This is a genomic window from Nocardioides sp. S5-5, assembly GCF_054954065.1.
The window spans coordinates 2,035,054-2,048,341 of the sequence record NZ_CP199913.1 but is presented as its reverse complement, the minus strand read 5'-3'; the positions used below and the strand labels follow the sequence as shown (position 1 = coordinate 2,048,341).

Below are 13,288 nucleotides of genomic sequence, written 5' to 3'. Positions count from 1 at the left end.
GCTGCGTGGTGGCAGTGCTGCTGCGCGTCCCCGCGGCTACAGCAGCCCCGCCGCCTCGGTGAGGACCGCACGGAGCTTCTGCTCCACCTCGTCGAAGTGCTCCTGGCCGCAGATCAGCGGCGGCGAGAGCTGGATGACCGGGTCGCCGCGGTCGTCGGCGCGGCAGTAGAGGCCGGAGTCGTAGAGGGCCTTGGAGAGGAAGCCGCGCAGCAGCCGCTCGGACTCGTCCTCGTCGAAGGTCTCCTTGGTGACCTTGTCCTTGACCAGCTCGATGCCGTAGAAGAAGCCGTCGCCGCGCACGTCGCCGACGATGGGCAGGTCGAGCAGCTTCTCCAGGGTGCCGCGGAAGGCGCCCTCGCGCTCGCGGACGCCCTCGTTGATCTTCTCGTCCTCGAAGATCTCCATGTTCTTCAGCGCGACCGCGGTCGAGACCGGGTGGCCGCCGAAGGTGTAGCCGTGCAGGAAGGTCTCGGTGCCGTGGGCGAACGGCTCGTAGACCCGGTCGCTGGCGATCATCGCGCCGAGCGGGGCGTAGCCGGAGGTGAGGCCCTTGGCGGAGGTGATGATGTCGGGCTGGTAGCCGTAGCGCTCGGCGCCGAACATGTGGCCGAGCCGGCCGTAGGCGCAGATGACCTCGTCGGAGACCAGGAGCACGTCGTACCGGTCGCAGATCTCGCGGACCCGCTGGAAGTAGCCGGGCGGCGGCGGGAAGCAGCCGCCGGCGTTCTGGACCGGCTCGAGGAAGACGGCGGCGACGGTGTCGGCGCCCTCGTTCTCGATGGCGACGGCGATCTGGTCGGCGGCCCAGCGGCCGAAGGCCTCCAAGGACGCAGCGTCGGAGGCGTCGTGGAAGCCGCCGGTGATCTCGGAGGCCCGGTAGGAGTTGGTGTTCGGGACCCGGAAGGTCGAGGGCACCAGCGGCTCGAAGGGCGCCTTGAGGCCGGGCAGGCCGGTGATGGAGAGCGCGCCCTGGGTGGTGCCGTGGTAGGCGATGGCGCGGCTGATCACCTTGTGCTTGCCGGGCTTGCCGACCAGCTTGAAGTAGTTCTTGGCGAGCTTCCACGCCGACTCGACGGCCTCGCCGCCGCCGGAGGTGAAGAAGACCCGGTTGAGGTCGCCCGGGGCGTAGCCGGCGATCTTCTCGGCGAGCTGGATCGCCGAGGGGTGGGCGTAGGACCACAGCGGGAAGAAGGCGAGCTCGCTCGCCTGCTTGGCCGCGACCTCGGCGAGGTCGGTGCGGCCGTGGCCGAGCTGGCTCACGAACAGCCCACCGAGGGCGTCGAGGTACTTGCGGCCCTGCGCGTCCCACACGTAGGCGCCGTCACCGCGGACGATGATCGGCACCTCGGCGGTGTCGTACGACGACATGCGGGTGAAGTGCATCCACAGGTGATCCCGCGCGGACTTCTGGAGGGCGTCGTGCGCCGTTGCGTCTACCACCCGACCATCTTGGCCCTCCACCTCCGAAACAGCAAGTGAATCAGTAGCGATTTGTGGACTTCGCAACGGATTTCGTTGCTCATGGGGTTCCGTGTGACGGACATGCTGGCTACGCTCGCCACCCATGACCGCCCTGCGCAACCTCATCGACGGCGCGTGCGTCGACGCCGCCTCCGCAGCGACGTACGACGTCGTCGACCCCTCGACCGGCCAGCCCTACGCCACCGCACCGGCCAGCGGCGCCGAGGACGTCGACCGCGCGATGCGAGCGGCCGAGCGGGCCTTCGAGACGTGGGGCGAGACGACTCCGAAGGAGCGCCAGGAGGCGCTCCTTCGCATCGCGCAGGCGATCGAGGACCGCGCCGACGACTTCGTCCGGGCCGAGTGCCGCAACACCGGCAAGCCGATCGGCGTCACCGCTGACGAGGAGCTGCCGCCCAGCGTGGACGAGCTCCGCTTCTTCGCGGGCGCGGCGCGGGTGCTGGAGGGCCGCAGCGCCGGTGAGTACCTCAAGGACCACACGTCGTGGGTCCGCCGCGAGCCGATCGGCGTCGTGGGCCAGGTGACGCCGTGGAACTACCCGCTGATGATGGCGATCTGGAAGATCGCGCCGGCTCTGGCCGCCGGCAACACCATCGTCCTCAAGCCGAGCGACACCACCCCGGCCAGCACGGTGCTGCTCGCCGAGGTCGCCGCCGAGTTCCTGCCGGCCGGCGTGCTCAACGTCGTGTGCGGCGACCGTACGACGGGCCGCGCGCTCGTCGAGCATCCGACGCCCCGGCTGGTGGCGATCACCGGCTCGGTGCAGGCCGGCATGGAGGTCGCCGCATCGGCCGCCACCGACCTCAAGCGGGTCCACCTCGAGCTCGGCGGCAAGGCCCCGGTCGTGGTCTTCGACGACGCCGACGTCGAGGCGGCGGCCGTCGCGATCGCGGGCGCGGGCTACTTCAACGCCGGCCAGGATTGCACCGCCGCCACCAGGGTGCTCGCCGGCGCGGGCATCCACGACGAGCTCGTCGCCGCCCTCGCCGAGCAGGCCCGCGGCACCCTTACCGGTCTGCCCGACGACCCCGAGACGGCGTACGGCGCGCTCAACAACCCCGACCAGCTCGCCCGGGTCGCGGGCCTGGTCGACCGGCTCCCCGACCACGCGCGGGTCGAGGCCGGTGGCACCCGGCCCACCGTCGCCGGCGGCGAGGGCGGCTACTACTACGACGCCACCGTGGTCTCCGGCCTGCGCCAGGACGACGAGGTGGTCCAGAACGAGATCTTCGGCCCGGTCATCACCGTGCAGCGGTTCGCCGACGAGGCCGAGGCGGTGCGCTTCGCCAACGGCGTGCAGTACGGCCTGTCCTCCTCGGTGTGGACCCGCGACCACGGCCGCGCGATGCGGATGTCGAAGCGCCTCGACTTCGGGGTGGTCTGGATCAACACCCACATCCCGTTCGTGTCCGAGATGCCGCACGGCGGGTTCAAGCACTCCGGCTACGGCAAGGACCTGTCCCTGTACGGGCTCGAGGACTACACCCGGATCAAGCACGTCATGTCCTACACGGGAGCGTGAGCAGATGACCGGGATGCGGATCCTCCTCGTCGGCGCCGGCGGGGTCGGCGGCGCCTTCACCGCGATCGCCGCGCGACGCGCCTTCTTCGAGGCGCTCGTGGTCGCCGACTACGACCTCGCCCGGGCCGAGAGGGCGGCCGCCGTCGACGACCGGTACGCCGCCGCGCAGGTCGACGCCTCGTCGGCGGCCTCGGTCACCGAGCTGTGCCGGGCCCACGCCATCACGCACGTGATGAACGCGGTGGACCCCGTCTTCAACATGTCGATCTTCCAGGGAGCCTTCGACGCCGGCGCCGACTACCTCGACATGGCGATGTCGCTCTCGCGGCCGCACCCCACCGCGCCGTACGAGCAGACGGGGGTCAAGCTCGGCGACGAGCAGTTCGCCGTCGCCTCGGACTGGGAGGCCGCGGGGCGGCTGGCGCTGGTCGGGATCGGCGTGGAGCCCGGCCTCTCGGACGTGTTCGCGCGCTACGCCGCGGACCACCTGTTCTCCGAGATCGACGAGCTCGACACCCGCGACGGCGCGAACCTGGTCGTGACGGACGACGACGGCAACGAGATCTTCGCGCCGTCCTTCTCGATGTGGACCACGATCGAGGAGTGCCTCAACCCGCCGGTGATCTGGGAGAGGGACCGCGGCTGGTTCACCACTCCCCCGTTCTCCGAGCCTGAGGTCTTCGACTTCCCCGAGGGGATCGGCCCGGTCGAGTGCGTGAACGTCGAGCACGAGGAGGTGCTCCTCATGCCCCGCTGGGTCGACTGCCGGCGGGCGAGCTTCAAGTACGGGCTCGGCGCCGAGTTCATCACCATCCTGCGCGTCCTCAACACCCTCGGCCTCGACCGCACCGACCCGGTGCGGGTGAAGGGGGTGGAGGTGTCGCCCCGCGACGTGGTCGCCGCGGTGCTCCCCGACCCCGCCACCGTCGGGCCGCGGATGACCGGCAAGACCTGCGCCGGGCTGTGGGTCACCGGCACCGGCAAGGACGGGCAGCCCCGCTCGACATACCTCTACCACGTGGTCGACAACGCCTGGTCCATGGCGGAGTACGGCCACCAGTGCGTCGTGTGGCAGACCGCCGTCAACCCGGTCGTCGCGCTGGAGCTGCTCGCCACGGGCGTGTGGCAGGGCGCCGGCGTGCTCGGTCCCGAGGCCTTCGACGCGGTGCCCTTCCTCGACCTGCTCACGGCGTACGGCGCCCCGTGGGGGCAGCGCGAGCAGTGAAGGCAGAGGCTGCGCCGATCCGGGTCCGGGCCCGGCTTCCCTAGGATCGGCGCATGAGCGACCAGTGGCGTCCGTACGACGCACCCGCGGGCAGCGCTGCCTCGCCGCCGCCCTCGCCGCCGCCCTCGCCGTACGACAGCGCCACCTACCCGGCGTACGACGCCGCCGGCGAGCGCCGGCGGCTGCACCGCCGCGTCGGCCTGCTCGTGGCGGGTGTGGTCGCGGTGCTCGGCGGCGCCGGGGCGGGGATCGCCGCGCTCGCCGTGAGCGCACTCCACGACGAGCGGACGACGACGTCCACGACCACCACGACGACCACACGCACCGAAGTCCACAGCTACGGCAGCGGCGACGTCGACCTGTTCTCCACGGCCGGCACGAGGGCCCTGACCGAGGCGCTGGTGAAGGAGAACGGTTCACCGCGGGTCCATGAGGTGATCCTGCTCCAGGGCCAGGCCGTGCTCACGGTCCCCGGCGCGGACGGCCCGCGGACACTCGTGTGGGACGGGACGTCGATGACCGACGGCGGACCGGGCGCGTCGGGCCGCAAGCCGTTCGACCTCGGCGGCCTCGACGGCGCCACTGTCCGACGCCTGTGCGGCAGCCAGGCCCTGCTGTGCACCGCGATCGTCGGCCGGCCGGGGCCGGCCGACAACGGCGCGTGGATCACCATCGCCTCCCCGGACGGCACCCACGTCACTGACCTGCAGGGCAACGAGCCCTGAGCCTCGCGGGCCTGCGTAGGTCAGCCCGACGAATGCGCCGAACCCGCACGGACCGCCTCTGCCGCCGCGCCGAGTGGGATCCGCTCCTGCTCGATGCGCCGGTGGCGAGCCCAGGCCGGGGAGCACAGTGCCTCGTAGAGCTCTCGTTCGCCGGGCTCCAGCAGGCTGACGTCGCGTGGCGTGCGCGGGCCGATCTGGTTCCCGCTGTGGTCGTGACCGACGCCGTACCGCTCCCACAGTTGATAGGACGCCAGGTCCATGAACAGGGATCGCACGACCAGGCCGGCGGCCCGGAAGCTGTGCAGGATCTCGAGCCCGTCGGCGTCCATGTCCCCCCAGTACCAGACGGTCGGCGCCTCTCTGACCCAGGGCAGGGCGGCGATGGCGCCGGCACCCCGCCCCTCACCCTCCAGGGCGATGCCTCCTTCGACCGGCCAGAACAGCTGGGCGGTGTCCCGGTTCTCGGAGATGATGACCACGCGCGGGCGATATGCGACCGCGTCGACGTCGCCAACGGTCGCGATGTCGTGGCGTCGCGCGCCGTCCTGGGCGAGATGCGCAGGATCCAGGTAGGTCAGATGCACGCGGGGCGGACGGCCGCGTTCGAGGTCGAGGCTGTCCAGACCCGCGACCCGGCGGACCAGGGACTCACGAGCCGCCAACCACTTCGTGCCGAGCCCGTCGACCGGCACCTGGCGAGCCGTCAGCCCGGCTTCGTGCGGTCGTGCGAACCAGCGGGCCGTTCGGAGCAGGAGATCGAAGTCGACGTCGCTGTAGTCGCGTGTCGCGCGCAGGACTCCCGCCGGATCGGCGTGGAACGGGAACATCGTGGCGAGGGCTGCGGCGCGCTGACGTGCGCTCACGAGCCATTGCGTCCAACCGCGTCCGACGAGTCGTGCGGCGGTCTCGATGTCGGCGACGCACAGCGACGCCGGCAGCGACTGCTGAGTGCCGTGCAGGGAGGCGGTCCGGCGATCGAGTGCGTCCGACAGCCCGGCCCGCGCTGCCCACTCCTCCCAGTGCAGCGCCACAGGCTGGACCTCGCTCCACACCTCGGCAAGGCGGCGCCCGGTGAGCCCCGAGGTGCCCAGTCGGAGGTCGGGCGCCCACGGGGTTCCCGTGACGACCTGGCTCCACGTCCGATCGAGGCGCCGTTCGATCTCGATCAGCACCTCGTCCGGAGTCTTCACGCCTCGCCCTGCTGCACCACGTCGGTGATCGGCGTGATCCAGGACTGGTGGGTCGTGGTGTTCTTGGTGATCGCCAGCAGCTCGTCCATGTGGGGCTCGAGACCGGTCACCTTGTCGAGCGGGACACCGATGATCAGCTGGAAGCCCAGGCCCTTCCAGGCCTGCACCGCGCGGCCGGCGAACTCGGAGTCGGCCTTCACGAAGCCCTCGTCGAGGAACACCGGAGCGAACCGTGGCCGCGAGCGCATCTCGTCGCCGAGCCGGAAGCGCAGCGCCGACCCGACGATGAACGCCACCAGCTCCTGGCTCTCGCCACCGGACTTCTCCCCCAGGGTGCGGTACGTCGCCCGCAGCTCGCCGGTCAGGTGGTCGTAGCGCTCGGCGCTGATCTCGACGTGTCGTCGTACGTCGAGCAGGCGGTCACGGTCGGTCGGCCCGTCGCCGGCCGTCGGGTCGGGCCGGCGGAGCTGGCGCATGAACCGGCTGAGCTCGGTGAACCTCCGCTCGAGGTCCTCCTCCTTCAGCTCGGTCGTAGCGCCGGACGAGAGCGTGCGCAGGTCCTTCATGAACACCTGCACGTGGGCGGGCGCGAGGCGGCGCAGCCGGATCCGGAGCCGGTCGGCGGAGGCGCCGAACTCGAGGCGGCGCAGGATCGCGTTGATCGGCTCCAGCCGGTCCTCGATCTCCTCCACCGAGGACGACATGGCCCCCAGCAGCGGCACCAGGTCCTGCCCGCTCCACTCGGTCAGCCGGCGGCGCCACTCGGAGCGGCGCTCGGCCAGGCCCTTGCCCCGGATCTCCTCGAGGATGCGGGCATAGTCGGGATAGGAGTCGGCCGTGGCTCCCAGGTTGGGCGAGTCCCAGGTGAACTTGTAGCTGCGGAAGATGTTGCCGAGGTCCTCCTCGCAGCGCCGGATCTCGGCCTCCGCGTCGGCCAGCGCGGTGCGCAGCCGATCGCCGAGTCGCTGGGAGTTCTCCAGGAACCGGTCGAGGTCCTCGGGGTCGGCGGGAGCCGCCGCAGCCGCGAAGTCCGCGGTCAGCGCGGCCTCCTGCTCCTCCTCGAGGACCACGGCACCGGCGCTCTCGACCGCGATCAGGCGGTCCTTGATCATGTCCTCGGAGTCGGCGAGCTCACCGTGGTCGGCGTTGAGCTCGCGCTGGCGCTGGTCGAGCCCGAAGCGCTCCTGGCGAGCGGTGTCGAGCTGCTCGGTCAGTGTGTCGATCTGCGCCTGCAGCACCTGCAGCCGGTCGTCGGACGCGAGGATCGCGGCCCGGCGCTCCTCCAGGTCGGCGATCCGGCGGTCGCTGCCCGCGACGTCGACGTCGTCGAACCGGACCATCACGATGGCGTCGTAGGCCTTGCGCTGCAGGTCGACCAGGCCGGACCGGCGCCCCAGCTCGGCGAGCCGGCCGTCGATCTCAGCCAGCCGCTGCTCGATCTCGGCCAGCTGCGCGTCGATCTCGGCGATCGCGTCCTCGCTCGAGAAGCCGATGATGTTGCGCTGGTCGTTGCGACCGTGGGCGCCGCGGCGCCCGTTGCGGGTCTGACCCGCCAGGGTCACCCGGAACCCGGGGCCGTCGAGCTCGGCAGCGGTGGCGACGCACAGCGCGTTGCGAGCCGACTCCTCGACGTGCTGCTGGACCCAGCCCGCGAAGGGCGAGTCCTTGAACAGCAGCTTGCCGGCCACCCGCTCGGGGTCGGACGGACCGGTGCCGGGGAGGTCGAGCTCGACCCCCTGGAAGGTCAGCCGGGCCGGGAGGCGCAGATCGTCGATCGCCGCGGAGAACTCGGAGAGCCGGTCGAGCGGAACCAGCATCATCCGGGCACTGCCGCCGAGCACGGTCTCGACCGCCGTGCGCCAGCGGACCTCCTCGGGCGCGACGTCGATCAGCTCCGCCACGAACGGCAGCTCCTCGACCGACATCGCGCTGGCGCGGGCCACGGCGGTGCGCAGGTCGTGGAGGTAGGACGGCACACGGCCCGCCCGACTCTCCAGCGAGGCCCGCTCCTGCTTGAGGACCGCCTGCTCCTGGGTCAGCGGGAACTGCTGCTCGCGCAGCACCGTCTCCCGCTCGCCCTGCAGCCGCTTCTGCTCCTTCTCGCCGGCCCCGACCCGCTCGCGAGCCTGCTCCTGCAAGATCGCGAACGCACCGGCGTCCTCGAGCGCGGACTCCAGGTCGGGCGGATCGACGTCGGTCAGCCCGACGAGCGGGTAGACCCGCTCCTCGAGCTCGGCCAGCCGGTTGCCACGCTCCTCGCGCAGGACCCGCTCCGCGTCCGCGAGAGCGGCCAGGGCCTGGAGGTCACCGCCACCGGCGGCCCGATGGGCCTCCTTGGCCGCGTCGAGATCCCCGGTGAGCTGGAGCTCGGCGGCCTGGGCGGCCGCCAGCGCCTGCACGGTGGCCGATCGGGCATCGCGATTGGTGGCCACCGCGGTCTCGATCAGGCGCAGATGGGTGCGCAACAGCCAGTACCGCAGCGGCGTCTGGTCGCCCGCGAGGGTGATGCCGTAGGAGTCGAGCTCCGCGAGGCGCCGGGCGGCGTTCGTACGACGCTCGTGCATCTCGGTGATCGGCTCGAGGAGCTCGAGCTTCTGCTGCTCGGTCCGCATCGCGGCGTGCGCGGCGTCGAGGTCGTCGAAGTGCTCGATCGCCCGGTCGGCGGCGGCGTAGGTCGCCGGACGCTCGAGCACCATGTCCTTGTAGAGCTCGTCGACGCTGCGGACCTGGTTGCCGGCCTGGATCCGCGCCAGCAGCCGCAGCGCCTTGGATCCGTCGCCGTTGGCGCCGATGCCGAGCCGGGCGTGGAGCACGGCCGAGAGGTCGGCGTAGGTGCGATGCACGCGGATGCCGGGGAACAGCTTCTTGATGGTGTTGGCGTGGAACTTCTCGGGGACCGCCGCCTCGAGCTTGTCGAGCGGCAGCGTGCCCTCGTGGGTCCACATCTGCATGAGGACGTCGCCCGAGCGGGAGGCCCGGCGGGGGACGTAGTAGGTGCGCAGCGCGGTGAACCGGCCGCCCTGGTCGCTGACGAAGGTCATCGCCACCGCACCCCAGGTGTCGGCCCCCCGGCCGCGGAGCAGCTTCTCGACCGGCCGCCCGGTCTTCGGGTCGTCGATGACGTCGACGGCGCCACGCAGGTAGGACAGCAGGTTGCGCTGGCCGACGCTGCGGGCCCGGCCGGCCACGGCGTCGTTGGAGGCGCCGTTGAACTTGGTGTCGGAGGGCATCATCAGCGCCGTGTAGGCGTCGAGGATCGTGCTCTTCCCGACGCCGGAGGCGCCGGAGATCATCGTCGCGTCGCCGGCGAGCGGCACCGTGGTCAGGCCGCCGAAGCCACCCCAGTTGACCAGCTGCAGCAGCGAGGCGCGCCACTGCACGGTGTCGTCGACCGGCGCCGCGACCGTCTGCTCCTCGAACAGCCCCGTGGTGTCGAGACCCTCGTCGATGGACATCAGTCGTCCTCTTCCTCGTCGAACAGATCGGCCTCGACCGCCGCCTCCGGCTCGGTGGTCGTCCCGTTGGCCTGCTGCAGCGCCTCGAGCAGCTCCTGGAGCAGCTCCAGCGGCAGCAGCGGCTCGACGGCCTCGCTGATCTCGAACCTCTCCTCCGAGGCGGTGGCGATCAGCAGCCCGGCCTTGGCCACGGCCGTGACCGCGTTGCGGGCGCGCTTCTCATCACCGGACTCGTCAGTGGCGTGGGCCGGGCGGTAGCTGGCGACATAGTCGACGATGTCCTCGCGGTCGACGTACACCCGGGCATCGCCGCCGGCGAGGCCCGCGCGCAGCCGGTCGCGCAGGTGGACCAGGACCAGCGTCTCCTCCCGCGACCAGGCCGTGTCGTGGAGCAGGGTCGGGAACCGGATCCCGCCCTCGGCCACGGCCTGCCGCTTCCACGCGACCTCGCGGTCGCGATCGATCTGCAGGTCGAGGAAGAGGTCGTTGAGCCGTGAGCGGAACACCCGCTCGTCGTCGATCAGCGTCTGGTAGTCGCGCGGGTGGGTGCGGGCGCTGATGAACCGCTGCTTGAGCAGCGCGACCAGCGCCTGACGCTGGGCGTACTCGAGGCCGCCCTCGTCGCCCTCGAAGAGCGACACGGAGCGCTCGTCGACGACCTCGAAGTCCTCGACCTCGTCGTACCCGGACCCGAGGTCGGGATCGGCGTCGATGCTCATGCGGTGGACTCCTGACGGTCGAGGTCCGGGTCGGGCAGCGGCGTGCGTGGCACGGCGAAGGTCCGGTGCGACCCGTCGGGACGTACGGCGGCGAACGGCTCGAGCGCCTCCTCGGCGGCCAGCTGCCGGTTGGCCGCCAGATGCAGCAGCCCGAAGATCTCCACGGGCCGCCGCAAGGACGGCTCGAGCGTGTCGAACAGCTCGCCGAGAGAGCCGGCCGGCAGCAGGTCGCGCAGCGCGTCGTCGAGACGCTGCCGCAACGACCCGAGCTGGGGACCGCCCTGGGCCATCAGCTCGGCAAGCGAGAGCACCGGCGCCTCGGTCGGGTCGGCGGCGGTGATCCGGTCGGGCAGCGCGTCGTCGGCCGGATCGTAGAACCGCTCCCGGAGGTGGTCGACGCTGACCCTCGACGGCAGCAGGGACACCTCGTGCGTGGCCCGCGGTCCGGTCTGGGCCAGCCAGGTCATCAGCTCGGACTCGACCTGGCGCAGGGTCTGCTCCAGCTCCCGGTCGCGGGCTGCGTCGTGGGAGACGATGTACTCCTTCAGCGTCGCCGTCACCCGGCTGCGCTGGGCCAGCACCCGGTCGAGACCGTCGCGCACCAGCCGCACCGTGCCCCGCAGCTCGGCCCGGTCGGCATCGCCGAGGATCCCGTCGGACAGCGGGTGCTCGAGCAGGGCCGTGAGGTCCTCGCGCAGCTGGGTCACGAGGGCGTCGTCGCGCAGCAGCGCGAACGCCCCCTCGAACGCCCGCCCCTCGTGCGTCGCCGTCATCAGCGCGTCGGCGCGCGCGAGATACTCGTCGATCACCTCGCCCGCCGGACGGTCCTCCGCCCGGAACGCCGCCAGGATCTCCGCCCGGATGGTCGCGAACCGCTCCTCGACCCGGGCGAAGTCACTGGGCAGCGCGGAGATGAGCGACAGCAGCTCGGTGAACCCCTCGACCATGTAGTCCTCGGTCGCGCTGATCATCTCCGCGCCGTCGACGAGCCGGTCGCGCTCGGCCTTGAGCCGCGCGATCTCCTCGTTGAGCAGGCTCACGCGCGCGCCGCGGTCCGGGTTCGCCTCGGCGTTGAACCGTCGTACGGTGCCCAGGATGGTCGCGATCCGGTGCTCGCTGAGCGTGGCCCGGTCGCGCGCCAGGTTCTTGACCAGCTCCAGCGCCTGCTGCGCGTGAGAGGTCAGCGAGTAGACCTCGTTGCCCTGCTCGTCGAGCGAGCGCACCAGCCACTGCCCCCGCATCCAGCGCTGGCAGATGTCGCGGCCGCTCCCGGACGGGACCTCCGCCTCCCCCGCCAACGCGATCTCGGCGAGGTGCTCCTCCACCTGCGTGTGCAGCCGCGCGGTCGGGATCGGCTTGTTGTTGCGCCCGAACGCGGCCCGGAAGATCGTGATCACGACCGGCGCCTGCCGCTGGTGGAGCAGGGTCAGCGTGGGCTGCGCGAAGGCGCCCTTGACCCGCGCCAGCTCCCCGGCGATGTCGCTCACGTCGTCCCCACCCTTCCGCTCGGCCGTCCTGGGGAGGAGCCAGTGTCCCAGAGGGGTACGTCACCACCGATTTCCACCCCTGCATCCGGCGGCCGGCCTGGATCGCGGGTGGCGCCGGGTCCGTCCGGCCCGCCCTTGCCGCCGATGCCCCCACGCGGTCGGGTCGTGTCACCGGGAGCGGGTACCGTGCGTGCATCCGGGATCGACCACCGAGGAGAGCGACGTGACTCACCAGAGCGCGCTCAGCACGAAGAAGGACGAGGACCGAGCGATGGCGGTGTACGCCGCGAAGGGCGAGTCCTTCGAACGCGACATGACCTACGTCCCGGACCGGATCACCCGCGAGCCGGGACGCAGCCAGGACCCCCGCGTCGGTGACCTCGAGGTCCCGACCTGGCCGGTCGAGCCGGGGCGCTACCGCCTGGTCGCCGCGCGGGCCTGCCCGTGGGCGAATCGGGCGATCATCGTGCGCCTCCTGCTCGGCCTGGAGAATGTGCTCTCCCTCGGTCTCGCCGGCCCGACGCACGACGAGCGCAGCTGGACCTTCGACCTCGACCCGGGCGGTGTCGACCCGGTGCTGCGCTACGAGCGCCTGCAGCAGGCCTACTTCGCCCGCGACCCGTCGTACCCGCGCGGCATCACCGTGCCGGCGATGGTCGACGTGCCGACCAGGGCACTGGTGACCAACGACTTCCCCTCGATCACCCACGACCTCTTCTTCGAATGGCGCGACCACCACCGCCCCGACGCGCCGGACCTGTGGCCCGAGGCGTGCCGCGAGGAGATGGACGAGGTGATGGAGCGGGTCTTCACCGAGGTCAACAACGGCGTCTATCGGTGCGGCTTCGCCGGTACCCAGGAGGCGTACGACGCGGCGTACGACCGACTGTGGGTGGCGCTGGACTGGCTCGAGGAACGGCTGCGCGAGCGCCGCTACCTGATGGGCGAGCAGCTCACCGAGGCCGACGTGCGGCTGTTCACCACGCTGGTGCGCTTCGACGCCGTCTACCACGGTCACTTCAAGTGCAACCGCAACAAGCTGTCCGAGATGCCGGTGCTGTGGGCCTACGCCCGTGACCTGTTCCAGACGCCCGGCTTCGGGGAGACGATCGACTTCGAGCAGATCAAGCGGCACTACTACCTCGTGCATCGCGACATCAACCCGACGGGGATCGTGCCTCGGGGACCCGAGCTCGACGGCTGGTACGCGCCGCACGGTCGGGAACGGCTGGCCGCACCGATGAGTGGCGGCTGATCGTCCGGTCAGACCAGCATCGGCTCCTGGCTCACCTCGACGACGCGCCGGACCTCTACCTCGACCAGGTCGCCCAGGTGGTGATGGACCGCTGGCACGTCGGGCGGGTGAGACTCCTCGGGGATGCGGCGTTCAGCGCGTCGCCGATGTCCGGGGCGGGGACCGGGCTGGCGCTGCCCGACTACGACGGCGTGGCGGGCTCGTCGACAGGCCGACCCCGGTAGCGTC

At 71.5% G+C, this 13,288-nt stretch carries 10 protein-coding genes; 5 read left to right on the top strand and 5 right to left on the bottom strand.

The window, feature by feature from the left end:
• Nucleotides 1–36: 36 nt before the first annotated feature.
• The gene (locus ACUP6Y_RS09615) at nucleotides 37–1,440 is read right to left on the bottom strand and encodes an aspartate aminotransferase family protein (protein WP_462555698.1); all 1,404 of its coding nucleotides are present in this window, start codon (nucleotides 1,438–1,440) and stop codon (nucleotides 37–39) included.
• A 124-nt stretch (nucleotides 1,441–1,564) separates the two neighbouring features.
• Between ACUP6Y_RS09615 and ACUP6Y_RS09610 the strand changes: the two genes are divergently transcribed.
• Genes ACUP6Y_RS09610 through ACUP6Y_RS09600 form a run of 3 tightly spaced genes read left to right on the top strand, consistent with a single transcriptional unit; the run spans nucleotide 1,565 to nucleotide 4,954 of the window.
• The gene (locus ACUP6Y_RS09610; RefSeq protein WP_462555696.1) at nucleotides 1,565–3,004 is read left to right on the top strand and encodes a gamma-aminobutyraldehyde dehydrogenase; all 1,440 of its coding nucleotides are present in this window, start codon (nucleotides 1,565–1,567) and stop codon (nucleotides 3,002–3,004) included.
• 4 nt (nucleotides 3,005–3,008) lie between these two features.
• Nucleotides 3,009–4,229 (top strand): saccharopine dehydrogenase family protein, encoded by a 1,221-nt coding sequence (locus tag ACUP6Y_RS09605; RefSeq protein WP_462555694.1) that lies wholly within the window; start codon nucleotides 3,009–3,011, stop codon nucleotides 4,227–4,229.
• 53 nt (nucleotides 4,230–4,282) lie between these two features.
• Complete coding sequence (locus ACUP6Y_RS09600; RefSeq protein WP_462555692.1) at nucleotides 4,283–4,954, top strand: hypothetical protein; 672 nt, start codon at nucleotides 4,283–4,285, stop codon at nucleotides 4,952–4,954.
• 20 nt (nucleotides 4,955–4,974) lie between these two features.
• Here the strand turns inward: ACUP6Y_RS09600 and ACUP6Y_RS09595 are convergent, their stop codons facing one another.
• From ACUP6Y_RS09595 to ACUP6Y_RS09580, 4 genes are read right to left on the bottom strand one after another with little or no spacing between them, the layout of a single operon-like run.
• Complete coding sequence (locus tag ACUP6Y_RS09595; protein ID WP_462555690.1) at nucleotides 4,975–6,144, bottom strand: Wadjet anti-phage system protein JetD domain-containing protein; 1,170 nt, start codon at nucleotides 6,142–6,144, stop codon at nucleotides 4,975–4,977.
• Nucleotides 6,141–9,599, bottom strand: coding sequence for an ATP-binding protein (locus ACUP6Y_RS09590; protein WP_462555688.1), 3,459 nt, complete (start codon nucleotides 9,597–9,599; stop codon nucleotides 6,141–6,143). The genes ACUP6Y_RS09595 and ACUP6Y_RS09590 overlap by 4 nt, the downstream gene beginning before the upstream one ends.
• Entirely contained in the window at nucleotides 9,599–10,318 is a 720-nt protein-coding gene (locus tag ACUP6Y_RS09585; protein ID WP_462555686.1) for a DUF4194 domain-containing protein, read from the bottom strand. Before ACUP6Y_RS09585 ends, ACUP6Y_RS09590 begins: the two co-directional genes overlap by 1 nt.
• The gene (locus tag ACUP6Y_RS09580; protein ID WP_462555684.1) at nucleotides 10,315–11,805 is read right to left on the bottom strand and encodes a DUF3375 domain-containing protein; all 1,491 of its coding nucleotides are present in this window, start codon (nucleotides 11,803–11,805) and stop codon (nucleotides 10,315–10,317) included. Before ACUP6Y_RS09580 ends, ACUP6Y_RS09585 begins: the two co-directional genes overlap by 4 nt.
• 271 nt (nucleotides 11,806–12,076) lie before the next feature.
• Here ACUP6Y_RS09580 and ACUP6Y_RS09575 point away from each other — a divergent pair, with 271 nt between their 5' ends.
• Both ACUP6Y_RS09575 and ACUP6Y_RS09570 read left to right on the top strand, forming a co-directional pair.
• The gene (locus ACUP6Y_RS09575) at nucleotides 12,077–13,060 is read left to right on the top strand and encodes a glutathione S-transferase family protein (RefSeq protein ID WP_462556684.1); all 984 of its coding nucleotides are present in this window, start codon (nucleotides 12,077–12,079) and stop codon (nucleotides 13,058–13,060) included.
• 83 nt (nucleotides 13,061–13,143) lie between these two features.
• Entirely contained in the window at nucleotides 13,144–13,284 is a 141-nt protein-coding gene (locus tag ACUP6Y_RS09570; protein ID WP_462556682.1) for a hypothetical protein, read from the top strand.
• Nucleotides 13,285–13,288 lie beyond the last annotated feature (4 nt).